The organism is Pantoea sp. Cr_R13, from assembly GCF_029222565.1.
Lineage (GTDB): Bacteria > Pseudomonadota > Gammaproteobacteria > Enterobacterales > Enterobacteriaceae > Pantoea > Pantoea eucalypti.
On sequence record NZ_JARHXL010000009.1, the window covers coordinates 319,717 to 341,931 of the forward strand.

Genomic DNA, 22,215 nt, shown 5'->3' on the forward strand with positions numbered 1-22,215 from the left:
AACGCTTAAAGATTTAAAAAATCCCGAAAACACATGATTTGAATCGTTAGGGTAAAATTCGCGTGAGGCAAAATGCATCTCACTGCAAAATAAGTGAAAGTAACGTTTTTTAGTCTTACCATACCTTCATAAAAGTTGCTGTAAAAAAAACAGCCAGAAGAACGGCGGCTCCTATACTTGAATAAGATAATACTTAACCTAAATTGGAGATTTTATGGCAGCAAAACGTGGTGGAGCCGGTAATTTTGCTGAAAATCCGGAGCGCGCGGCAGAAGCCGGACGGAAAGGCGGTCAGTTAAGCGGAGGGAATTTTAGAAATAGCCCTGAGCGAGCCAGTGAAGCGGGCCGGAAAGGTGGTTTGGTAAGAAAAAAGGAGTTCAGGAGCAGCTGCTTCCTGATGCTTGATGAGAAAAGCCCGCGTCCAGCGGGCTTTTTAATGTTGTGTACAGGGCCGTGATGTTAAATCATACTGCCCGGCAGTTAGGATATGTTTTACTTAGTTAAGTGCATGCCTGACGCATGTGATCGTATTCTGCCTTCGCATTTTAGAATGGATGTATGGACAGTTCGGACAGCGACCTGTATTGCGGCCTCGCGCGCTATATCCTCTGTGAGGGGCATGAAGAAGCGCAGCTTAAGAAGCAACTGAGCGCAGGTAATGGTTTAAGCAACAGGATAACGATTTCACCCATTATTGTTCGGACAGACTTTCTACTTCTTTTTTGAACATGCATAGCCGTCAGCGGTGAGCGCTCTTCCTGTGCGGCTGATCTGATATTCAGAATAGGTTAAATATCGCTCCGGTTTAGCTGAAGTTACGGCCACCATCATCGCGATGTATGAACCGCTACGGCCTACCATTTAGATTTCAAAACTAATGCCATAGAGCTTCAGATGTGTACACAGGCTTGTACAAAATAAAAAGCAGTTACAAAAATTATGCCAAAAACCCTTTAATTACCAAGCGTGTGGACACACGACTGTTATAGTTGCGCTTTATATGGGAGGAACCATGAGCGAACTGATTGATATTTTTACAAGTCATAAAAGTGAACGCAGTTTCACTGAGCAACCTGTCGATGAAGCGGTACTGGATCGTATAATCAGTACCGCTTACCGCGCACCAACATCAGTAAACTCGCAGCAGGTTTCTGTGGTCATTACCCGTGATGCCGGACATCGTGCCGAGATCGCTGCCATCGCGGGCGGTCAGCCGTGGATCGCCAAAGCACCCGTGTTTATCACCTTTGTGCTGGATATGCATAAATCAGCGGTCGGCATGGCCGCTGTCGATCAGCAGCAGATCGCTCATCAGAGTATTGAGAGTATCGTATCGGGTTCAACCGATATCGGCATTGCGCTGGGGTCAGTGATGGCCGCGGCACGTTCAGAAGGTCTGGGCATTGTGCCGATTGGTGGTATCCGTCGCGATCCGCAGGCAATGATCTCACTGCTCAATCTTCCACCGATGACCTTCCCGGTTGCCGGCGTGGTAATCGGTCACGTTGACCAGCCCGCTCACCAGAAACCACGTCTGCCGCTGGCCACTTTCCGCCACGATGAGACCTACCAGACCCAGGGTCTGGAGCAGCAGATTGCGGCTTATAATGAAGAAATGGTTCAGCACTGGAAAAACATCGGACGTGATGACGGTGAGAGCTGGAGCGAGAGCGTCAGCGGTTATTACAAGAACATCTACTTCCCGGCTGTACTGCCCGCACTGCTGAAGCAGGGTTTCGGCACAGATAAATAATTTGCTCTTTGTTGAGTGAAACGCAGGGCCATTCGCACACCGTTGCGGGTGGCCTTTTTCATTTTGTTACTATAACGAAATGTGACTTTCCAGGTTGTAACACATAATTTCTCTGTTAACCGAAGCGCAACTGCCTTTAACAGTTACTTTCCAGGGGAATTACATGTCTCAGCGTTCACTTTTTGCGCTCTGTTTAATGAGCTTTTTTCTGGCCGATGTCCGCGATGGTCTGGGGCCTTTTCTGGGTATATTTTTAACGGAACGACACTGGCGACCAGACGAAATTGGTCTGGTGATGACCTGTGGCGGAATAGCCGGATTACTTGCCACCCTGCCTGCGGGCATCGCTGCCGATGCGACCCGCCAAAAAAAAATGATTGTGTTACTGGGCTGCCTTGTCATCACCGTTGCCACGCTGCTGCTGTGGTACAGCAATCAGACATGGACGGCGATGGTCTCACAAATCGTGGCAGGTATTGCGGCGGCCTTCATCGGCCCGACCGTTGCGGGAATTACCCTGGGTCTGACCGGTCAGCGTGGTTTTAACCATCAGATGGGACGCAACGAAGCCTTTAACCATGGCGGTAATACCATTGCTGCCCTGCTGGCGGGTTTCTCCGCGTGGTACTGGGGAATGGGGGCAGTCTTTATTCTGATGACCGTGATGGCGGTTTTCGCAGCCTTCGCAACGCTGGCGATTCGCGGTGACGAAATCGATAACGATGTGGCGCGTGGGTATGAAAAACAGGAAGAGCGACAGCCAGCGCTCAACTTATCAATGTTGATACGTAAACCCGCGCTCATGATAGCTGGCGTGACGTTACTGCTGTTTCATCTTGCCAATGCCGCGTTGCTGCCGATGCTGAGCATGCGCGTCGCTTCGGCTGGGGGTCAGGCGGCAGTAAGTCCGGGGCTGTATGCGGCGGCAACGGTGGTGATTTCACAACTGGTGATGATCCCGGTTGCGCTGTGGGTGTCAAAGCGCGTTGAAACGCAGGGTTATCGTCTGTTCATTATGGTTGCGCTGATGATTTTACCGCTGCGCGCGGTGATTGCGGCAGGTTTTGCTGAGCCGATTTTTGTTATTCCGGTTCAGGTGCTGGATGGTATAGCGGCTGGAATTCTCGGTGTGGCGGTGCCTGGCTACATTGTTACGCTAATGCGAGGCACGGGGCATGTTAACGCCGGGCAGAGCGTCATTATGCTGATGCAGGGTGTAGGTGCTGCGTTGAGTCCTGCCATGACCGGTATGATCGCCGCACGTTATTCCTATAGCACGGCGTTTGCGGTACTCGGAGCGATAGCGCTGGCCGCGCTGATTTTATGGTGGCGTACCGGCAGTTCACCCGCCACCCGTCTTGCCTGACCGGGCACAAAAAAGGCTGCCCATTGGGCAGCCTCTCCTGGCAAATCCGTTTGCGACCATCCGTCATTGCGGGTCTATTTCGACATCCACGTGAGGCACTGAAATTGCGTGAAGAAGGATCGAAGGAGACCTTCTTATACAGCCTTCAGAAACCAATATTTACCCGGATCATCATCATCTGTTCGCGCGTATGCTGCGCGTCCAGTCCCAGCATCCCCTGATAGGCTATGCCTGGCGTGATGTTATGCGGCAACAGAAAATCAATGCCAGTCCCCATTGTCACCGTCTGGCGGCTGGGCTCTGTAAGTTGCACGCGCCAGGTGTCATCTGCGGTGTCGGCATAGCCGACGTGTGCCGAGCCGCTGTCGCTGAAAGCCTGTGCATACTCAACACGAGCCTGCAGTCGCAGGTCACCCCAGTGAGCCGGAATGCGGTGTTCACCGCGGAGTCCTGCTCCGGCAGTGACCTGCGAAAACGTCTTGGGGGCAAAAGCCAGACTGTTGGTGCCCACGCCAGTTTCACTGTAGCCGTCAAACCAGGTTCGGGTGTACTGCAGGCGGGCATAGGGTGAAAGCAGACTGTCCGGTGTGCGAAAGTCATAACCTGACGTCAAAGAGGAAAAGATCTGTCGCCCCGACCGGCTGCCACGGGCCTCTTCTGTGGTGCCGGTGATGACGCGCCTGCTGTCAAAGTCCATCAGCCCATGCCCGAGAAGTCCATCTACGAAAAACGCGTTCGGATGATAGCTGCCATAAAGCGCTGAGCTGAAAGCGCGTCCGTTCGTGCGTGTTCCGCTGTCGCCGATATCGCTGACATCACGGCCGAAACCTATTCCCAGGCCAGCAGTCAAAGCCCGGGAAAACCGATAGTCTGCGCCCGTAGTGACTCCCACGGTAGTATGGCTGAAGCGGATTCCACTGTTGTTGTCGCCACCAAAATCCACATAACCGCCGGTCCACCAGGAAAGCCGCTGTGCTTGCTTATCAGATGAAAAGGGCAGGGACGGAATAAGTGGCTGTGCCGGTATGTCGTTCGTAAAGGCTTTCTGTTGTTGCCATGCGGTCGCCCACATTTTCTGGTCCGCATCGTACTCCGGACGAGCTGAGGGTAACGAATAGCGGATACCGGTCATGTCAGAAGCAATATTTTTTCCGCTGTGCAGCTGCTCAAGTCGGTCGCTGAAGTTGCGTAACTGCGCGCGGGCAAAGTTCTGAGCAGCCCGGAATTGCGCGCTCACCATACCTATCACGTCAGCATCCTGTGCAGGATTGGGGCGGGCCGCAATAGTCAGCAATACCTGCGCCGGAGATGTTGTGCCGGCTGGGCCGGTCAGCACATAACGCAGTGCAAGTGTGCCACTGGCCTGCCCGGCAGCGGTAAAGAACAGCTGAAAATCATTGCCTGAGGTGCGTACTGCAGCAGATCCAAGGCTGCTGTCCGGCTGATCAAGCAACTGAGCACTGGTAAATGGTCCACCTGTTGCACCGTCGGTCAGGCTCACGGTCACCGACTGACCGGCGACAAGCGTGGCGCTGTGGTCGGTGGCCTGAGGAGCGGCGGCGACAACAGACAGGGTGTAATCCGACTGAACTGTGTTTCCGCTGGCATCCGTGACCTGAACGGCGAATGAACCGTTACCGGCAGCCTGCGGGAGGCCGCTCAGCTGGCCGTCAGCGAAAGAGAGGCCGGCAGGCGGGACGCCGTTGAGCTGCCAGCGATAGGGCGCTGTGCCGCCCGTGACGCTTAAGGCCTGAGTATACATTTTTCCGGCTGTTGCCTGAGGCAAGGGGCCGCCAGCAGGCTGCAGCTGGAGAGAAGACTGTGCAGCGGCGCTGACCTTAAGCGTATAGCTACTGGTACCGCTGGCACCCCGACTGTCCGAGGCCGTGACCTGAAAACTGTAGATCCCGGCAACGACTGGCGTGCCTGAGAGTTCGCCGGTCGCGCTACTGAGTGTGAGCCCCGCCGGCAGGTTAACAGCGGTATAGCCGTAAGGCGCGGTTCCTCCGCCCGCGGTTACGGTCTGAGTCCAGCGGATCCCTGCCGTTGCAGGCTGCAGCGCGCCGCCCGGAGGGGAAAGCGTCAGGACTGATGGAGAGACGCTGACTGAAATCCGTGCGCTGGCTGATGTCCCGCTGCTGTTGCTGGCGGTGTAAGTGAGACTGTCGTTGCCGGAGTAACCGGCGGCTGGCGTGTATGTTATCCCGATGCCGGAGACCGTGGCGCTGCCGTGCGCAGGAAGCGTGTTAATACTGATAGAAATGGCTGCACCGCCTGAGAGACTGAGGGACAGCGAATTGGCACTGCTGTTAGCCGCCACGGTTGCGGCGCTGTCGCTGGCTAGAGGCGCGGCGGCGCTGACGCTCAGTGTGTAGCTGGCGCCGCCGGTAGCACCGAGAGCGTCCGTCGCGGTGGCCTGGAAACTGTAACTGCCTGACGCAGAGGGTATTCCTGATAGCGTACCCGATGATGCATTCAGCGAGATGCCCGGCGGAAGTATAGTGCTGCTCCAGGTGTAAGGGGCCGTCCCGCCTGACACGGTCAGCGTCTGCGACCAGGCCGTGCCGGCTGTGGCAGAGGGCAGCGAACCGACCGCGGGAGAGAGGGTCAGGGTAGGTGCACTGACGGTAATGGACACCGTGGCGTCCGCTGACGTCCCGCCGCTGTTTGACGCGTGCCAGACAAAACTGTCGCTGCCGGAATAGCCGGCCACCGGCGTGTAAGTGACCATGGTACGTGAAACGGTGGCGCTGCCGTGAGCAGGTGACATCACGAGGGTCACCGAGGGGGACGTGCCTCCACTCAGGGCCAGCGGGATGGTATTATTCGCGCTGTTCGCCGGCACGGTTGCGCTGCTGTCCGCCGATACCGGCGGTGCCTCCCCGCGGGTAATGGTGATGCTGTATGAGCGCGTGGTACCATCCTGTGCCGTCACCAACACGGAAACAGTGTTGCTTCCGGTGTCCAGGCTGATGCTCTGAGAAGCAGAGCCCGAAGCCACTGCCGCGCCGTTAACCGTTACGGTGGCATGGCTTTCACTGACCACCGGCGTGACCGTGACTGAAGTAACACTGTTTGCGACAGAAGCGCTGTAGCTGCTGGTCCCGGAGCTGAACGACGGCGAGAGGGTACTGGCTGAAAGGGAGAGGCCTGACAGGGTGGCATCACTGGATGAAGAGGCGGCGCTCGTACAGTTAAACACCAGATTGCTTATCTGACCATGTGAGGTGTCTGCCCGGACGGCCAGTCCGTTAGTCTCAAGACTTCCGGTCGGTACGGTCATGGTGACGGTATGCGGAGAGTTACCTGTGGAGTTGGCTGCGTTATAGGTCTGGAAGCTACTCAGGTTGGCACGGGCGAGGCCCACGCTGTCAGCGTTAGATGCAATACCGCCGGAGGCGGAACCACTGTCAGTAAAACTTATGCTGAGAGCATCCCCCGGCAGAAAGTCGGAGGCCGGATACTTGTTTGCGCTGAATGAAAGCGATGTTGAACCTGAGAGCGCATTAACGGCTATACAGCCATTTGAAAGTGCCGAAACCGCCGGGGCAACGTAAATTGACAACACAGCAGACACCAGCAAGACGCTCATGCGTCGCCAGGAAATGAAATTAAGCATTCGTTACCCAGAAAATAATTACTAAGATTAGTCTTATTTACATACGGTAACACAGCCAATTAATAACCTTAAAGCGGGATTAGCAAGTCAAAAGTGGTGTATATCTCAGGACGGTTAAGCAAAGTAGAACAATGAAATTGAAATAATGCGATGAAATTGAGAATGATGATTTTCCGGCAGACAGAATTTCATAGAAACCCGGCTGGCCTGACCGCGGCCATTCTTAATTACAACGATCTGTTATTAATGTCAGATTAATTTTCTTCTGTTTCCCTAACCCGCTGCAAATTGAGAGGAGCTCCGGTAATTTAGCGACGAATGTAGACTGAACTTATTAAATTCCTGCCGCCACTCATCACTGATTCTTCTGGCATGAAGAATATCTTTAACTACCTGTTCATTCAGGCATTAATGGTGAGAACATTCGTTAAAACTCTCGATGAATCTGTGCCTCGTTAGCCTGTCTTGCTGAATGAAACACAGTTCGAGGCCCTGCTTAAAAGCCCGCTGTTCAGATGCTCTGCAGGAAAGATTCGGCCTCTTGTCAGTTCTTATCGTCGCCCGCCACCCGTCTTGCCTGACCGGGAACAAAAAAGGCTGCCCATTGGGCAGCCTCTCCTGGCAAATCCGTTTGCGACCATCCGTTATTTATACAGTTCTGCGGTCATGTGAACACGGTTATTGGTGTTCGCTTCCGTAATTTTGTACTGCGCGCCCTGTTCCTGAGCCTGAGCAGCGATTTTTGATTCTGCACCATCCAGTGTGGATGAGGTGACAGAAACGGTCTCAGCAAAGCTGCCAAATGAGATCATTGAGAATGCAGCGATGGCGGCGATAGAGAGTGCTTTTACGTTTTTCATGGTCATATTCCTGAGTTATGAATGGGGAGGTTGTCTGCCTCCGATGGGAATAATACTAACTCATGTTATCATATCATTATTAACTATTAGTGCGGCAATGGTGATCATGCTAATTGTTTGTCTGTGAGTCAGAAAGCTCCCGTGCCGTTTCCATGATTAACGTCCTGAACCAGCGATGGGCTGGGTCGCTGCGATAACGTGCATGCCAGCCCATTTCCACAGGAAAAGTGCCGAGATCGACAGGTGCGGGAACAATTTTGAGTCGCGGATCCCGGGAAAGGTGCTGACAGATCAGACGTGGTAGGGTGGCGCAATAGTCTGTGACTGCAATCATTTCTGGCACGGCGAGAAAATGTGTGACGGATACGGCAACCTGACGACGCAGGCCGCGCTGTTCAAGCGCCTGATACAATCCTGCACGCATACGGCCAGGTGGCAGAACATTGACGTGTTTAAGCTGCTCATACTGTTCGGCACTGAAGCTATCGCCTGCGAACGGATGATCTGCGCGTAATACACAGGCCAGACTCTCATTCATCAGGTGCTGCACCACCAGATTATCGGGAGGATCAACGATTCGACCCAGCACCATATCGGTGTTGCCGGAAATTACGCCGGTTTCGGTGACGTCATTGCCAAAAGGGGTGAGGCGAAGCCTGACATTAGGTGCTGAAGTCCGCAGGCGAGCCACAATGGCAGGCATCATGATGAATTCAACGTAGCTATTCGGTGCGAGAGTAAATAGCCGTGTGGCATGCAGGGGATCAAAATCCTGCTGGCCCAGAATCACTTTATCGATGGATGACAACGCCGATCCGACCACCTGAGCCAGCTGTTCGGCTTTTGGTGTCGGGCGCATCCCATAACGTTCACGAATAAATAGCGGATCGTTGAGTGTCTCACGAAGCCGGTTCAATGCATTAGATAGCGCCGGCTGGGTGATACCCAGTCGTTCTGCTGCGCGAGTAACGTTACGCTCTTCCATCATGACCAGCAAAACTGGCAGTAAATTCAAATCGTATTTCATTGAGCTATAATGCTATGTGAATAGCTGAAATTGAAGAGATAAATTTCATAAATATTCTTAAGCCCGCCATGATTAATGGGTCAACGCCGTGACTGGCGGCTTACACGCAGATTTTGAATATTCTTACACCTGAAACCGACTGACTGTTATATGGAGCGTAAATGAAAATTTTAATGGTTTTGACCTCGCATGATGAGTTGGGTACCACCGGCAAGAAGACCGGTTTCTGGCTGGAAGAACTTGCCGCGCCTTACTATGCCTTTCTTGATGCGGGTGCTGACATTACGCTGGCGTCGCCAAAAGGCGGACAGCCGCCACTTGATCCAAAAAGTGATGAGCCCGATTCTCAGACCGATGAGACCCGTCGCTTCCATGCTGATTCTGCTGCTCAGGCTGCGCTGGCTTCGACTGTCAGACTTGATACGATGAACCAGGATGCATTTGATGCCGTCTTCTATCCTGGCGGTCATGGACCGTTGTGGGATCTGGCAAATGATAAACACTCCATTTCATTGATCGAACAAACGCTGCAGGCTGGCAAACCGGTTGCACTGGTTTGTCATGCTCCCGGTGTCCTGCGTGATGTGAAAAATGCGGATGGCACGCCTCTGGTTAAAGGCAAAAAAGTCACTGGCTTCACAAACAGTGAAGAAGAGGGCGTTGGCCTGACAGACGTAGTACCGTTCCTTGTAGAAGATGCATTAAAACAGAATGGCGGTATCTACTCACGTGGCGATGACTGGCAGTCCTACACTGTTCAGGATGGCCTGCTGATTACCGGTCAGAATCCGGGTTCATCGGCTGAGACCGCAAAAGTGTTGCTGGCAAACCTGAAAAAATAAAGCAGGTTTTGGCATACACTGGTTGATGGGCGCCTGCGGGCGCCTTTTTTTATTACCGCCGTTGCGTGGAAAACAAATAGTGACCTGCTGAATTATTTATATCGAATAGATTAGGGTTCAATTATTCTTAACCTTTAGAGTAAATCTGCGGGCTTGTGCAGAGATTAAATAATTGGTTAAACCCTTCTACTGCAGATATAAACATGTCTTTAATAACAGTGTTGACATCGTTTTTTATATGCGTAAAGTAGAACTCATCAGCGGCATGAAACAGCCCTGATACACCGGAAACCTACGGTGTTAAGCGTAAAAGGTGTCGACGAATATTAGTTCAACATCGTCGGCGGTTCTGTTAAACATTGTTCTTTGAAACTAAACATTAGTTAATGATAACCCTGTTAAATGGAGTCGAAGTAAGTTTTAAGGTGTTGTAATATGTAGTTTGCAGTATCGCGTCGCGATGATGTAAGGCCTCGTAGTTCTGAACGTTACGTTACGACAGGATACGATTGCGGTTTAAACGTCGTAATGAAAGTAAGGCAACGCATCAAAGAGTATATATCGCGATGGGGGTGTACAGATTTATACGGGCCTGACCTGTCTTTGTCTCCTGAAAGACTATCAGGTGGTGAAAACCGCTAATGGTAATGACATTTTTGTTTCGTGATCATTATTATCCGCAGGATCTGTTCATAAATAGTAGTATCGAAGCAGTACCTTTCAATTAAGTTAGTTAATGGTAAACGTTAAATCTGTCGTACCTTAAAAGCCCTGGCTATTTCAGTCAGGGCTTTTATCATTTTAAGATGCGCATCCGATCCTGAAATATTCAAAGTATATTTATATTTTTGTGGTTGTTTATATTTGTAATATTTTATATAACTCCTGCAGACTCCGCGGCCCGAATTAAAAAGATGCTCCAGGGGATAAATATCCTGCTCAGTGACGGGCGGGTTGCTGTGGCCGAGTGTAACAGTGCTGCCTGACGGGCAGCGCGAAAATTACCTGCATAAAAATGATGGGCATGAGATCAATCACAGGATCAATTCGGCACCTGGTCAGATGCCGTCTGATTAATATGATGATAAGTAACAGAGTCGGATATCCGCTCACCGCGAGTGGGTAGTGTCTGCCTGACGCGCAAGCGTGCGGGCCAGAATAGATGAGTAGAGTGGTTTTCCTCCCAGGAACTGTGCCAGTAGCGTAGCGCCCAGACAGGTAATGATCATCGGCAATATCAGTTGATAGTTATCTGTCATCTCCAGTACCAGCACAATGCCGGTGAGTGGTGCTCTAACCGAAGCCGCGAACAGTGCGCCCATCCCCGCGATAGCAAAAGTACCCGCATCAAGATGGTAAAACGGAAACAGATCCGTCATTGCCACCCCAAATGCTGTACCGAGCAGTGTCCCTAACGCCAGCATCGGGGCAAAAATACCGCCGGGTGCACCCGACCCAAAACAGAGCAGAGTCGTTATCAGCCTGACCAGGAAGATAACCAACAGCAGGGTTAACGGGAAGAGACCATGAACCGCCTGGGGAATCAGTTCAGAACCGCCGCCTGCGCCTGGTGCGAACAGAAGAGCCAGAATGCCGCAACCTCCGCCCAGCAATGCGCCTGCCAGTACCACACGTGCCGTTTTACCTGCGTAAAAGCGGGCAAAAAGATCCTGGGTGATAAATATCATACGGTTAAATAAGACGCCGACCATACCGATAACCATACCCAGTATCAGATAGAGCCACAGCGTCTGCACTGGCGCATCAGCCAGCTTGCCCACAGAGATGACAGCCTGTTCGCCGTTGTAATAGCGAAACACGATGCTCGCCATAATGACACCGGTAAACACAGCTTTAATCGAAATCAGGTTATAACGAAACTGCGGGCGCATCTCCTCGATGATAAACAGGATGCCCGCCAGCGGTGCATTAAAAGCAGCAGCCAGACCGGCGGCCGCACCGGTAGCCAGCAGCGTATGTCGGGCTTCATTACTGCGCATTCCCAGAATATCAATGACCATGCGCCCTATGTTCCCGCCCAGCTGTACCGTTGGGCCTTCCCGGCCCAGCACCATTCCGGCACCCAGCGTGCCCATGCCGCCAAAGAATTTCACGGGAATGACCCGCCACCACCGCACAGGTCTTAGCTCTTCAAGCGCCCCTTCAATTTCAGGAATGCCCGAGCCACCCGCTTCAGGAGCATAACGTCTGACGAGAAAATAGCCGACCATCGCCAGCAGAGCCGAGATGGCAAAGGCAGTGGCGTAGAGTACCCAGCCTTGTAACTGCCCTGGCGCCAGCGTGTCGGCACGCCACTGCTGGATGGTTTCAACGGCGCGTGCAAATGCCACGCCTGCCAGGCCAACCAGCGAACCGACCAGCGCAGCACAAAACAGCATCGCCAGCGGCGTTTTATCACGATAGAGAAGGGCGCGGAACATTCGGCTACGCGCTGTAATGGAGCGAGGAACATAAACCGGCTGCGGTGATTCTTCGTTCATTAAGACATTCTTGTTTAAACAAACCAGCGTGCCAGTTTACTGAGTGGTAAAGTGAAAACAAACGGCAGTATCAATTTCGCCTGAGGAAAAGTGTTACTCGGTTTGTGGTGGACAAACCACTTGTGCCATGCGTTCGCGATAGGCTGGATTGTCCTGATTTTTCAGAGCCCGCACCGCTGCGTTTAATGTTGCCTGATTCTGTTCCATGTTCTGTTTATCGTTGATAAACGTCTGCCGCAATTTTTCATCAGGTACGGCGGGCAATATCTGACACTTCTGGCGCAGATCATCCGTTATTTGCTGCTGCCGCAGAGCAAACTTCAGGGTGTCATACGGAGCGGCGGCCACAACCAGTGGGCTTAACAGCGGCAGAATAAATAGTGTATTGCGGATCACGTTCATAATGATCTCCTCACTGCTGAATCAATAATGGCGGTTCAGCAGCTTCGATTGGAATAAATCGCATTGAGTGATTAGCCTGAGCACAGCACCATCAACCGGTGACGGTCATATCGCCACGGCTGACGCAATAATCATAGCAATACTGGCGCAACAGGGAGCTGATATGCAGCCACATTCCACTGAAATTCTCACCACTGACTGCTGTATTGTGGGTGGTGGTCCTGCGGGGTTAATGCTGGGCTATCTTTTTGCCCGCGCGGGACTGCGTGTAATAGTGATCGAAAAGCACGCCGATTTTCTGCACGATTTTCGTGGTGATACCATCCACCCCTCGACGCTGGAAATTATGCATCAGCTCGACCTACTGGACGCTTTCCTGACGCTGCCGCATCAGCGTGCTGAAAAGCTGGAGGCGGAGATAGCAGGACAGAGCATTACAATGGCTGATTTCTCACGTCTGCCGGTTCAGTGTCGCTTTATTGCTTTTATGCCGCAGTGGGATTTCCTGAACTACATGGCAGAACAGAGCATTCGTTATCCCGGCTTCAGTCTGCTGCAATCAACGTCGTTTGAGTCGCTGAAATATGACAATGGCACGGTCAGTGGCGTGACGGCTTCTCGTGGGAATCAGCAGCTGCATATCACCTGTAAACTGGTGGTCGGTGCCGATGGCCGCCATTCCCGTGTGCGCGAAGCGGCCGGGCTGACGGGACAGGAATTTGGCGCAGCGCGCGATGTTATATGGTTCCGCTTAAGTAAGCAGCCACAGGATCCCGACATTGGGATGGGGCACAAAGGACCCCGTCAGAACTTTATCGTTATCGATCGCGGTGACTACTGGCAGTGCGGGCTGACCATTCCGAAAAGAGAGTTTGCAGCGAAACAGGCTGCCGGACTCGACGCGTTTAAAGCAGAGGTTATGGCACTATCACCTTTTGAAGCGACGCGCATGGCAGAAATCGAGAGCTGGGAGGCGTTTAAGCTGCTGTCGATACGTATTGACCGGCTGGATAAGTGGGCCAGACCCGGCGTACTCTGCATTGGTGATGCGGCTCATGCCATGTCGCCAATTGGCGGGGTGGGGGTAAATCTGGCGATTCAGGATGCAGTTGCGACGGCGAACCTCCTGACGGAATCCCTGAAGCGGGGTGAACTGCAACTGCGCGATCTGGAAAAAGTGCAGAAACGACGTCAGTTCCCTACCGTCGCCACGCAGTTTCTTCAGATTAAAATGAGTCGCAACAAAGCAAAAAGAAAACCCTCGGGCAGTAGCAAGATTCCTGCGATTATCCGTCGCCTGCCATTCTTGCGTTTCGTGCTGGGACGCCTGATTGGTCTTGGCTTCAGGCCTGAGTCGCCACAGGTTGCGCGCGTGAAAGAAGAGCGTTAAATGGTTTCGACAGCGATCATATATCGTGCGACACTGTTTCGCTGTGAAAGTACTGTCAGATTGAGCCGTTATTTATCTGATAATTGGGCGTTAATTGAGCATTTGTAAGCTAAATTATTTCGATTTTTGCGCCTGCATAAGAGAGGTTTCAGTGCATAACGAGCAAAACGGCAGCGACGTAAAACGTCTTAGTGCAATTAAGGCACTTTTGTCACCAGATGAAGCACGGGACAAAGTGCTGGAGAGATTTGTTAATCTCGCCAGCCAGGTGCTGGGTATTTCAGGCAGTTTCATTTCGATTGTTGACGACCACAATCAGTATATTAAAGCGTCTCGTAACTTTGCTCTTAAGCAATCGACCCGCGATGAGTCTCTCTGCCGCCATGTTATTGATGGTGAAGGGCACCTGGTCGTGTATGACACCTTACTGGATGAGCGCTTTGTTACTCACCCGTTTGTTAAAGGCGACCCGCATATTCGTTTTTATGCCGGCGTTTCGCTGCAGAACCTCGACGGTGCCGTGCTGGGCACACTCTGTGTAACCGATACGCAGCCACATCCCTTTGCGGATGACAAACTCGTCACGCTGCGCTCACTGGCTACCCTGGTGTCCTCTTTTCTGGATGCCTGGAATAACGCGGGTTTTGCCGACGTTATTACGCATCTGCCGAATCGTCCCCGCCTGATTCGTGATATTCATCAGCTGACCCTGACCGCGCCTCATAGCCGTTTTCGCCTGATTCTTATCGACTGTCTCGATATCATTCGCGCTTATGAACTTACGCGCGCGGTGGGCGTTGCGCCGATGGAAAAACTCCTGAAGCAGATGGCGCAGGATGTCGCACATCGGCTCAATCTGCCGGAGAATGAAACACTCTATTCGTTTGCACCTGGCCGTTTCGCTATCGTTCAGCCCTATTCGGATCGGTTTACAGCACACAATATGCCTGACCTGTTTAAAGGCATGAAGGCCGACCTGGCGGAAAATATTACGCTCGATCTGAATGTCTTTACCGGCGAAACAGAGTTTGTTCCGGGCCAGATGGATGCGAATGAAACGATACGTCAGGCCGTGAGCGCGCTGCATGAGGCTATTGATGAAAACATCAATGCAATGTCGTTTGACGAGAGTTACGACTCGCGGCGCACCGATGATTTTATGATCATGAACGATCTGGCTCAGGCGCTGAATAAAGATGAAGAGCTCTATCTGGCCTGGCAGCCTAAAGTGTGTCTCAGAACCGGTAAGGCGGTCGGGCTGGAGGCGCTGATTCGCTGGAATCATCCTGAGCGAGGTGAGCTCTTTCCATCAGAATTTATTCCGTTAGCGGGTAAAACCAACCTGATTTCCGATCTGACCAATTGGGTTATCGATCACACCGTTGAGCAACTGGCGCGCTGGAATCGCGAATATGATCTGATTCCGGTCTCAATCAACGTCAGTGAGCGCGATTTCGCCAGACCCGATTTTGCCGATGAGCTGGTGGCTAAACTTGCGGCCGCTCAGTTGCCTAACGCTATCCTGGGGATAGAGTGTCTGGAGAATGAACTGATCACCAAAAGTGATGTGGCGATAAAAGGACTGGAAGCGCTGAAATCTCACGGTTTTGTGATCTCACTGGATGATTTCGGCACGGGTTACAGCAACATCAGCTATCTGCAGGATATCCCGCTGGATGTGATTAAGATTGACCGGTCACTAATCTCGCGTATGGGTGAGGATGACGCTTCGAAAATCATCGTCAGATGCATTATCCAGATGCTGAAAGAGCTGAATTACACCGTGCTGGCCGAAGGCGTCGAAACGGAAGCGACCCTGGGATTACTGAAAACCTACGGTTGCGATCAGATTCAGGGTTATTTCTTCTCAAAACCGCTGCCCGCCAGTGACATTGAACACTGGTTGTTTCAGAAGTCTCATTAATAACCTGCCCGCAGCGCTCGCTGCGGGCGCTTATCACTCACTGCCGATGGCGTAGCGGCCGACCGGCGTGATGCCTTTAATCAGCTTGTTATCAAACAGAAATTGCTCATAAGCCTGATAGCGTGCACGATCCAGTTTTGCCGGATCGGCGGCGAACAGCGGCAGCGTGGCACGCCATGCCTGATGGTTTAGCGGTGTATTCAGCTCAGGATGCTCGCGGGCAAAAATCAGCCAGTTCTCCTCAGGATGCGCCTGCAGCTCCGCATTTCCCTTCTTCAATGCCCGCAGAAACTTCTGAATCTTCTCCGAGTGCGCCTCATCACGGTTGGCGACGATAATCAGCTCGTCATAAGCGGGAACACCATAATCCTCGACGTTAAGAACGACGGGTTGTTTGCCGGCAAGTTTCAACTCCAGCGCTTCAATATTGCGATAGCCGCCGATTACCGCATCTACCTGGCCGGTCATCAGGGCGCTGGTGAGCTGAAAATTAACGTTAATCAATTTGACCTGATCGGCTTTGACGCCGTCATGGGCCAGCATGGTCGCCAGCGTCGCCTGTTCAATGCCACTCACTGAATAGCCGATGCGTTTACCTTTTAAATCCGCCGGTTTTTTTACCGTTTTGTCTAACGTCATCAGTGTGTTCAGTGGCGTGTTAATCAACGTGCCCACCCGCATCAGTGGCAATCCCTGATCGGCGAAGAAATGCAGCTGAGGCTGATAGGTGATGGCTAAGTCCGCCTGCTTTGCCGCGACCAGACGTGGCGGCAGGGCCGGATCGGAAGGCGGCACGATATTTACCTCCAGTCCTTCAGCGGCAAACGCGCCGGTCTGCTGCGCCACCATAATGGGCGCGTGATCGGGATTGATATACCAGTCGAGTACCAGCGTCAGTTTTTCCATCGCCTGAACCTGAGTGGTTAAGGTGGTGCTGAAGAGCAGGGTTAACAGGGGCAGTTTAGTCATGGGATTTCTCATTTTAATGGTCATCAAATTGTCTCAGGAGCCCAGCTAATCAGGCGGTGCAGCAGGCGATCGATAGTCAGCCACAGGGCGAGGGTCATCAGCACCAGAATGAACAGGGCAGCGAAACAGAGATCGCTCTGCATCCGGGCATTGGCATTCAGCATCACAAAACCCAGCCCTTCCGCTGAGCCGACCCATTCGCCGATAATTGCCCCTATCGGCGCGATGGCCGCCGCCATCCGTAACCCTGAACCCAGCGCAGGCAGCGCCGCTTGCAGCCTGACATGGCGCAGTTGTGCTGATGGGGAAGCGCCCATAGTGCGAGCCAGGTCAAGATAGCCGGGCGTAACGCGGCGCAGGCCATCAAAAAAGCTGGAGGTTACCGGGAAGAAGATCACCAGCACGGCCATCGCGACTTTGGCGCTCATGCCAAAGCCAAACCAGAGAACCAGCAGCGGAGCCAGCGCAAATACCGGAATCGCCTGGCTGGTGATCACCAGCGGCATCATCCAGCGCTGTAACCACGGTGAATAGGTCATGCCCAGCGCCAGCACACCACCCAGCAGCACGCCGAGCGCCATGCCGCTGAGGATCTCGGTCAGGGTAATCAGAGTGTGATAGCTGAGATAGTGAGCGTTATGCCACAGCGCAATAGCGACTGCAGCGGGCGAGGGCAGCAGAAAGGCGGGAATGCAGGTCAGCGTGGCCAGCCACCATGCTGCAATCAGACCGACAAACAGCGTAATTCCACGACGAAAACGGACAAAACGTGTACTCATCTGGCTATTCCACTTAGCTGTTTCAACAGTGCGGCCTGACTTCGTATTAAGCCGGCGTCATCGGCTGCTCTGGGCGGCAGGCCCAGTAGTGGTGGAGAGGCTTCGATTCCCGCCGTGCCCATCACCAGCAGGTGATGACTGAGACGACAGGCTTCGGCGGCATCGTGGGTGATCAGCAGCACCGTGTGACCAACCAGCACCTCCGCCGCCAGCGTCTGAATCTGATGACGGGTCAATGCATCCAGTGCGGAGAATGGCTCATCCATTAACACAACAGGCTGACGCGTGTAGAGAGTGCGGGCCAGCGCAGCGCGCTGACGCATCCCGCCGGAGAGTGTAGCGGGCCGCGCGCGGGCGCTCTGGCTCAGCCCAACCCTTGCCAGCAGATATTGCGCCCAGTCGCGATCGGCTTTCTCACCTTTAAGCCGACTGGCCAGGCAGACATTTTGCTCAATCGTCAGCCACGGATAGAGCAAATCCTGCTGCCCCATCCAGGCGATGCGTCCGGTCAGCGGCAGGCCATCGCTGCCGCTAATCTGTCCCGAGGTCGGTGGCGTCAGACCGGCAATGACACGCATCAGGCTGCTTTTGCCTGCACCGCTGGTGCCCAGTAACGCCGTAAATTTACCCCCGGTGATCTCCAGATTAAGCTGACTGAAAAGTTGTTGCTGACCCAGCGTCAGGCAGAGCTGGCGAACTGAAATACCTGGCGGTGTGGCATTGCACAGCTGGCTCATGGTCTGACCCGAAGATCGGCAGCGTGATCTATCCCCATCTGCCAGAATGCTGCTTCCAGCCGGGTCGCAGTGGTGAAAATCTCCGCCAGCCGATCAAAACGTTGTTCTCCGGCGCGCTGCTGAGCCAGCGTTTCAAAAAGTATCAGTGACGAGCCCACCCCCGCCAGATAGGCTTCATCGCCATAATTTTTAATCCATTCGGCGTAAGGATTGCCCTCAACGCGGGTCGCAGGATCATCCAGTAAAGTCAGGCCGATTTCAGCATAACCGGCAACACACGGCATCAGCGCCGTTATGAGCTCCAGTGCATCGCCGGTGTGACCGGCATCCAGCACATAACGGGTGTAATTGAGCGTTTCCGCTGCCTCGGGTTCGCGTGCCATTGTTGCCTCACCGATGCCCCATTGCTGGCAGTAAGCGAGATGCAGCGGCAATTCACCGATAATCGCGTTAAGTGATGCCGTACCGCGTCGTAAAGCTTCAGGCTCAGAGAGTTTGCTGATCAGCAGACCCCAGGCACGGGCGAAGTGGAGCAGGAACAGATAATCCTGGGTGAGATAGTGACGGAAGGCGGCAGGAGGCAGCGTACCCTGACCGAGTTGCTGCACAAAATCGTGCCTCACATAGGCGTGCCATTGCGTGCCCGCCTGCTGGCGCAGACGACCATAGAAACCGGTCTCGAAAAGCGGATGTGACATAGGATCTCCATTAAAAGGGAGATCCGGGCATACGGTCTGGAACAGGGGATAGTGCAGGAAATGAGACAGAAAATCTGCCGACCCGTCCCTTCGCTGGCATGACCCAGATCAGGTTCAAAGGGTTCGGCTTTCGCCATCTCAGCCCATGACAGGACACCCCTCGGAGACATTCGTTATACGATAATTAGTGCCTGAACACAACGCATGCGTCAGTGTTATGCTCAGGCACGTTTGCTACGCAACAGTGCATTCAGATGTACTTATTAAGTGACAGTGTCACTCAAGATCTGCGCCATTACTGGCAATCACTTTCTTATACCACCAGAATGATTTTTTTCGGGTACGCGCCAGCGTGCCGTTGCCCAGATCGTCGCGGTCAACGTAGACGAAACCGTAGCGCTTGCTCATTTCGCCGGTCGAGGCGGCAACCAGATCGATACAGCCCCAGCTGGTATAACCCATCACCGGTACACCATCTTCAATGGCGTCGCCCATCGCGCGGATATGTTCACGCAGATAGCTGATGCGGTAATCGTCATTAATCTCGCCGTTCGCGTCGACTTCATCGCGTGCGCCCAGGCCATTCTCCACCAGGAAGAGGGGCTTCTGATAGCGGTCATACATCATGTTCATCGTGATGCGTAACCCCAGCGGATCGATGCCCCAGCCCCAGTCACTGCGTGGCACATGGGGATTGGTCAGTGATTTCACCACGTTGGCGGCGCTACTGTTCTGCTCGTTCATCTCTGCCGATGCGCAGCGCGAAGCGTAGTAACTGAATGAGACAAAATCGACGCTGTTTTTCAGAATGTCGGCATCACCGTCAGCGATCTCCAGCGTCACCCCTTTTTCACGGAACACGCGGGCCGCATAAGCCGGATAGGCACCGCGCGCCTGCACATCTATAAAAAAGAGGTTTTCGCGGTCTTTCTCCAGTGCAGCCCAGACATCTTCCGGTTTGCTCGACCAGGGATAGAAATTGCCGCCGGCCAGCATACAGCCGACCTGATTGACCGGATTCACTTCATGCGCGATTCGCGTAACCAGCGCGCTGGCAACCAGTTCATGATGTGCTGCCTGATATTTTACCTGGTCTCTATTCTCGCCGGGTTCAAAGACCAGGCCAGCCCCGGAAAACGGACTGTGCAGCAGGATATTGATCTCGTTGAAGGTCAGCCAGTATTTCACCAGTCCATCAAACGCCTCGAAACAGCTTCGTGCGTAACGGGCAAAAAAATCGACCATTTTGCGATTGCGCCATGAGCCATATTCCGTAACCAGATGCATCGGCACATCAAAATGGCAAAGCGTGACCAGCGGTTCGATATTGTATTTCCGGCACTCCTCAAAGACCGCACGATAAAACGCAATGCCTTCCGGATTAGGCGTCAGTTCGTCACCGTTAGGATAGAGCCGGCTCCAGGCAATTGAGGTGCGGAACACGCTGAACCCCATTTCGGCCATCAGCGCAATATCTTCCGGATAGCGGTGATAGAAATCGATAGCGTCATGACTGGGATAGAACTCGTCGTCACGCAGGGCAAAACGTTTTTCCAGACCCAGTTTAACCGGCATCCGGTTTGGGCCATGCGGGATCATATCGACGGTGGTTAAGCCCTTTCCGCCCTCACGAAAACCACCTTCACTCTGGTTAGCGGCCAGCGCGCCGCCCCATAAAAACCCTTGCGGGAACCTTGAATCAGACATGCAATCCTCTTTTTTGGGTCAGCCTGACCCTTTTCCTAATGGCTATTGATCGCGTTAGCGCGTTCGGTAGCAGGCGCAGGTTGCGCAGCGCTTTCGGGTTCTGTCTCAGGAATATCCTCGAAGCCTAACAGTAGCGTCAGCACGAATGACAACACTACCGAGAGCACCATGACCGCACCGACCCAGACAATACTCATGGGATTGGTGGGATCGAAGAACTGTACGCTGGTAAAGAGGCCGGGTGAGGCCATCGAGTGGCTGGCCAGCCCGCCAATGCCCGCAACCGCGCCGCAGATAAAACCACTGATCAGACAGGCGATCAGTGGGCGTTTCAGGCGCACTGCAACGCCATACAGCGCCGGTTCTGAAATCCCTGCAATGATGGCTGATGCCGCAGCTGCCAGTGCTGTCTGGCGCAGTTCACGGTTTTTAGTGCGGAACGCCACCGCCAGCGACGATCCGCCCAGCGACAGGTTGGCGCCGATCTCTGACGGCATCACCATGCCTTCTTTGCCAGTTTCGGCAATGGTCTGGATAATGGTTGGTGTGAAAACCCGGTGCATACCAGTCATCACCAGCAGCGGCCAGATAGCGCCCATAATCGCAACAGACAGCCAGCCAAGATAGCCATGCACGGTATAAACCAGCGCGGAGATGCCGCTGCCGATCCAGATACCAATCGGGCCAATCAGCACAATCGCAATGGGTGCCGCAATGAGCACAATCAGCATCGGTTTCAGGAAGTTTTTAGTGACCGCAGGGGTGATGCGATCCACGCCTCGCTCAATGTGTGACAGGATCCACGTCATCACCAGCGCCGGAATCACCGTGTAGGTGTATTTCACCGCGGTGACCGGGATGAAAGCGAACTCGACCGGCTGACCCTGAGCCGCTTTTGCCATCAGCTCAACAAAATTTGGATGGACCAGAACGCCGGCAATGGCAATCGCCAGCGACATATTAGTTTTGAACTTCAGCGCCGCTGAGGCGGCAACCATGATCGGCAGAAAGAAGAATGCGCCGTCGCCAATGACGTTGAGGATCACCAGCGTTGATGAACCTTTTTCAAACACGCCCGCCATATCAAGAATCATCGCCAGCAGTTTCACCATGGACCCACCAATAATGGCTGGGATCAGTGGCGACATGGTGCCCACCAGCGCATCCAGAATACCTGCGCCAATACCTTTAAGCGTGATTTTGCGTTTTACCGGCACAGTCGATGCTGCGCCGGGCGATCCCAGTTCCAGCACCGCCTGGTAAGCCTGCGATACGTTATTCCCGATGATCACCTGGCACTGGGTATCGTTGTGTACCACGCCCATGACACCAGTGATGGCTTTAAGACGTGGATAGTCGACCTGTGTTTGATCTTTCAGGACAAAACGCAGGCGGGTCATGCAGTGAGTGACGGCTTCGATATTGGTGAGGCCGCCAAGCGCATCGACAATGGCGCGTGACACCTCGGCATAGTTCATGGGCATGATCGCTCTTCTCTGTAGGGTAAATCGGTCAAAATTTTTATGTTTTTAATGCCTGTAAGCAGACAAATAGGAAACCGGTTTCACAAAATCATGAAGGTCTTTACGTGCGGCGACAAGAGTATAAATCGGGCAGATTTCTATTTTGTGAAGTTCATCA

General features: G+C 53.3%; 16 protein-coding genes, 1 pseudogene and 1 riboswitch. Of the genes and pseudogenes, 6 read left to right on the forward strand and 11 right to left on the reverse strand.

The features are described 5' to 3' along the window. Positions 1-214 precede the first annotated feature (214 nt). From P2R09_RS05445 to P2R09_RS05455, 3 genes and pseudogenes are all read left to right on the forward strand, one after another. Positions 215-358: pseudogene (locus P2R09_RS05445) on the forward strand (general stress protein); the annotation flags it as partial. A 654-nt stretch (positions 359-1,012) separates the two neighbouring features. Beyond that, entirely contained in the window at positions 1,013-1,753 is a 741-nt protein-coding gene (locus P2R09_RS05450) for a nitroreductase family protein (RefSeq protein WP_275767812.1), read from the forward strand. 163 nt (positions 1,754-1,916) lie between these two features. Beyond that, on the forward strand, positions 1,917-3,119 hold the full coding sequence (locus tag P2R09_RS05455; RefSeq protein ID WP_275767814.1) for an MFS transporter: 1,203 nt from the start codon (positions 1,917-1,919) through the stop codon (positions 3,117-3,119). 145 nt (positions 3,120-3,264) lie between these two features. Here P2R09_RS05455 and P2R09_RS05460 read toward each other — a convergent pair whose 3' ends face one another. The 3 genes from P2R09_RS05460 to P2R09_RS05470 all read right to left on the reverse strand — a co-directional run bounded on the left by P2R09_RS05460 (position 3,265) and on the right by P2R09_RS05470 (position 8,625). Further along, positions 3,265-6,738 carry an autotransporter domain-containing protein gene (locus tag P2R09_RS05460; RefSeq protein WP_275767816.1) on the reverse strand — a complete coding sequence of 1,158 codons (3,474 nt, stop codon included), beginning with the start codon at positions 6,736-6,738 and terminating at the stop codon, positions 3,265-3,267. 644 nt (positions 6,739-7,382) lie between these two features. After that, positions 7,383-7,598, reverse strand: coding sequence for a YdgH/BhsA/McbA-like domain containing protein (locus tag P2R09_RS05465; protein WP_275767818.1), 216 nt, complete (start codon positions 7,596-7,598; stop codon positions 7,383-7,385). 109 nt (positions 7,599-7,707) lie between these two features. Next, a complete protein-coding gene (locus P2R09_RS05470) occupies positions 7,708-8,625 on the reverse strand; it encodes a LysR substrate-binding domain-containing protein (RefSeq protein WP_313044945.1) in 918 nt (305 codons plus the stop codon). 161 nt (positions 8,626-8,786) lie between these two features. Between P2R09_RS05470 and P2R09_RS05475 the strand changes: the two genes are divergently transcribed. After that, on the forward strand, positions 8,787-9,467 hold the full coding sequence (locus tag P2R09_RS05475) for a type 1 glutamine amidotransferase domain-containing protein (RefSeq protein ID WP_275767822.1): 681 nt from the start codon (positions 8,787-8,789) through the stop codon (positions 9,465-9,467). A 1,109-nt stretch (positions 9,468-10,576) separates the two neighbouring features. Here the strand turns inward: P2R09_RS05475 and clcA are convergent. Both clcA and P2R09_RS05485 read right to left on the reverse strand, forming a co-directional pair. After that, complete coding sequence (gene clcA / locus P2R09_RS05480; protein WP_275767824.1) at positions 10,577-11,968, reverse strand: H(+)/Cl(-) exchange transporter ClcA; 1,392 nt, start codon at positions 11,966-11,968, stop codon at positions 10,577-10,579. A 93-nt stretch (positions 11,969-12,061) separates the two neighbouring features. Next, a complete protein-coding gene (locus P2R09_RS05485) occupies positions 12,062-12,370 on the reverse strand; it encodes a YicS family protein (protein ID WP_275767826.1) in 309 nt (102 codons plus the stop codon). 163 nt (positions 12,371-12,533) lie between these two features. On the opposite strand from P2R09_RS05485, the gene P2R09_RS05490 reads away from it, so the two are divergent. Together P2R09_RS05490 and P2R09_RS05495 are read left to right on the forward strand one after the other, a co-directional pair. Further along, positions 12,534-13,760 (forward strand): FAD-dependent oxidoreductase, encoded by a 1,227-nt coding sequence (locus P2R09_RS05490; RefSeq protein ID WP_275767828.1) that lies wholly within the window; start codon positions 12,534-12,536, stop codon positions 13,758-13,760. A gap of 151 nt (positions 13,761-13,911) precedes the next feature. Then, the gene (locus tag P2R09_RS05495; RefSeq protein WP_275767830.1) at positions 13,912-15,684 is read left to right on the forward strand and encodes an EAL domain-containing protein; all 1,773 of its coding nucleotides are present in this window, start codon (positions 13,912-13,914) and stop codon (positions 15,682-15,684) included. A gap of 33 nt (positions 15,685-15,717) precedes the next feature. Here P2R09_RS05495 and P2R09_RS05500 read toward each other — a convergent pair whose 3' ends face one another. The 6 genes from P2R09_RS05500 to ascF all read right to left on the reverse strand — a co-directional run bounded on the left by P2R09_RS05500 (position 15,718) and on the right by ascF (position 22,058). Next, positions 15,718-16,653 (reverse strand): ABC transporter substrate-binding protein, encoded by a 936-nt coding sequence (locus P2R09_RS05500; RefSeq protein WP_275767832.1) that lies wholly within the window; start codon positions 16,651-16,653, stop codon positions 15,718-15,720. A 23-nt stretch (positions 16,654-16,676) separates the two neighbouring features. Beyond that, the gene (locus P2R09_RS05505) at positions 16,677-17,432 is read right to left on the reverse strand and encodes an ABC transporter permease (RefSeq protein WP_275767834.1); all 756 of its coding nucleotides are present in this window, start codon (positions 17,430-17,432) and stop codon (positions 16,677-16,679) included. Beyond that, on the reverse strand, positions 17,429-18,169 hold the full coding sequence (locus P2R09_RS05510; protein ID WP_275767837.1) for an ABC transporter ATP-binding protein: 741 nt from the start codon (positions 18,167-18,169) through the stop codon (positions 17,429-17,431). Before P2R09_RS05510 ends, P2R09_RS05505 begins: the two co-directional genes overlap by 4 nt. Next, the gene (gene tenA / locus P2R09_RS05515; RefSeq protein ID WP_275767839.1) at positions 18,166-18,867 is read right to left on the reverse strand and encodes a thiaminase II; all 702 of its coding nucleotides are present in this window, start codon (positions 18,865-18,867) and stop codon (positions 18,166-18,168) included. The genes P2R09_RS05510 and tenA overlap by 4 nt, the downstream gene beginning before the upstream one ends. 68 nt (positions 18,868-18,935) lie before the next feature. Next, a riboswitch (TPP riboswitch) is annotated at positions 18,936-19,038 on the reverse strand. Positions 19,039-19,143: 105 nt separating this feature from the next. Then, the gene (locus P2R09_RS05520; RefSeq protein ID WP_003854953.1) at positions 19,144-20,574 is read right to left on the reverse strand and encodes a 6-phospho-beta-glucosidase; all 1,431 of its coding nucleotides are present in this window, start codon (positions 20,572-20,574) and stop codon (positions 19,144-19,146) included. 35 nt (positions 20,575-20,609) lie between these two features. Continuing rightward, positions 20,610-22,058 (reverse strand): PTS cellobiose/arbutin/salicin transporter subunit IIBC, encoded by a 1,449-nt coding sequence (gene ascF, locus P2R09_RS05525; RefSeq protein ID WP_275767843.1) that lies wholly within the window; start codon positions 22,056-22,058, stop codon positions 20,610-20,612. Positions 22,059-22,215 lie beyond the last annotated feature (157 nt).

Bases quoted from the DNA above. Each gene is read 5' to 3' on its own strand.
- P2R09_RS05465 (WP_275767818.1), bottom strand. From the start codon at position 7,598: ATGAAAAACGTAAAAGCACTCTCTATCGCCGCCATCGCTGCATTCTCA.
- P2R09_RS05505 (WP_275767834.1), bottom strand. From the start codon at position 17,432: ATGAGTACACGTTTTGTCCGTTTTCGTCGTGGAATTACGCTGTTTGTC.
- P2R09_RS05520 (WP_003854953.1), bottom strand. From the start codon at position 20,574: ATGTCTGATTCAAGGTTCCCGCAAGGGTTTTTATGGGGCGGCGCGCTG.
- clcA (WP_275767824.1), bottom strand. From the start codon at position 11,968: ATGAACGAAGAATCACCGCAGCCGGTTTATGTTCCTCGCTCCATTACA.
- tenA (WP_275767839.1), bottom strand. From the start codon at position 18,867: ATGTCACATCCGCTTTTCGAGACCGGTTTCTATGGTCGTCTGCGCCAG.
- P2R09_RS05450 (WP_275767812.1), top strand. From the start codon at position 1,013: ATGAGCGAACTGATTGATATTTTTACAAGTCATAAAAGTGAACGCAGT.
- P2R09_RS05470 (WP_313044945.1), bottom strand. From the start codon at position 8,625: ATGAAATACGATTTGAATTTACTGCCAGTTTTGCTGGTCATGATGGAA.
- P2R09_RS05455 (WP_275767814.1), top strand. From the start codon at position 1,917: ATGTCTCAGCGTTCACTTTTTGCGCTCTGTTTAATGAGCTTTTTTCTG.
- P2R09_RS05485 (WP_275767826.1), bottom strand. From the start codon at position 12,370: ATGAACGTGATCCGCAATACACTATTTATTCTGCCGCTGTTAAGCCCA.
- ascF (WP_275767843.1), bottom strand. From the start codon at position 22,058: ATGCCCATGAACTATGCCGAGGTGTCACGCGCCATTGTCGATGCGCTT.
- P2R09_RS05500 (WP_275767832.1), bottom strand. From the start codon at position 16,653: ATGACTAAACTGCCCCTGTTAACCCTGCTCTTCAGCACCACCTTAACC.
- P2R09_RS05510 (WP_275767837.1), bottom strand. From the start codon at position 18,169: ATGAGCCAGCTGTGCAATGCCACACCGCCAGGTATTTCAGTTCGCCAG.
- P2R09_RS05475 (WP_275767822.1), top strand. From the start codon at position 8,787: ATGAAAATTTTAATGGTTTTGACCTCGCATGATGAGTTGGGTACCACC.
- P2R09_RS05460 (WP_275767816.1), bottom strand. From the start codon at position 6,738: ATGCTTAATTTCATTTCCTGGCGACGCATGAGCGTCTTGCTGGTGTCT.
- P2R09_RS05490 (WP_275767828.1), top strand. From the start codon at position 12,534: ATGCAGCCACATTCCACTGAAATTCTCACCACTGACTGCTGTATTGTG.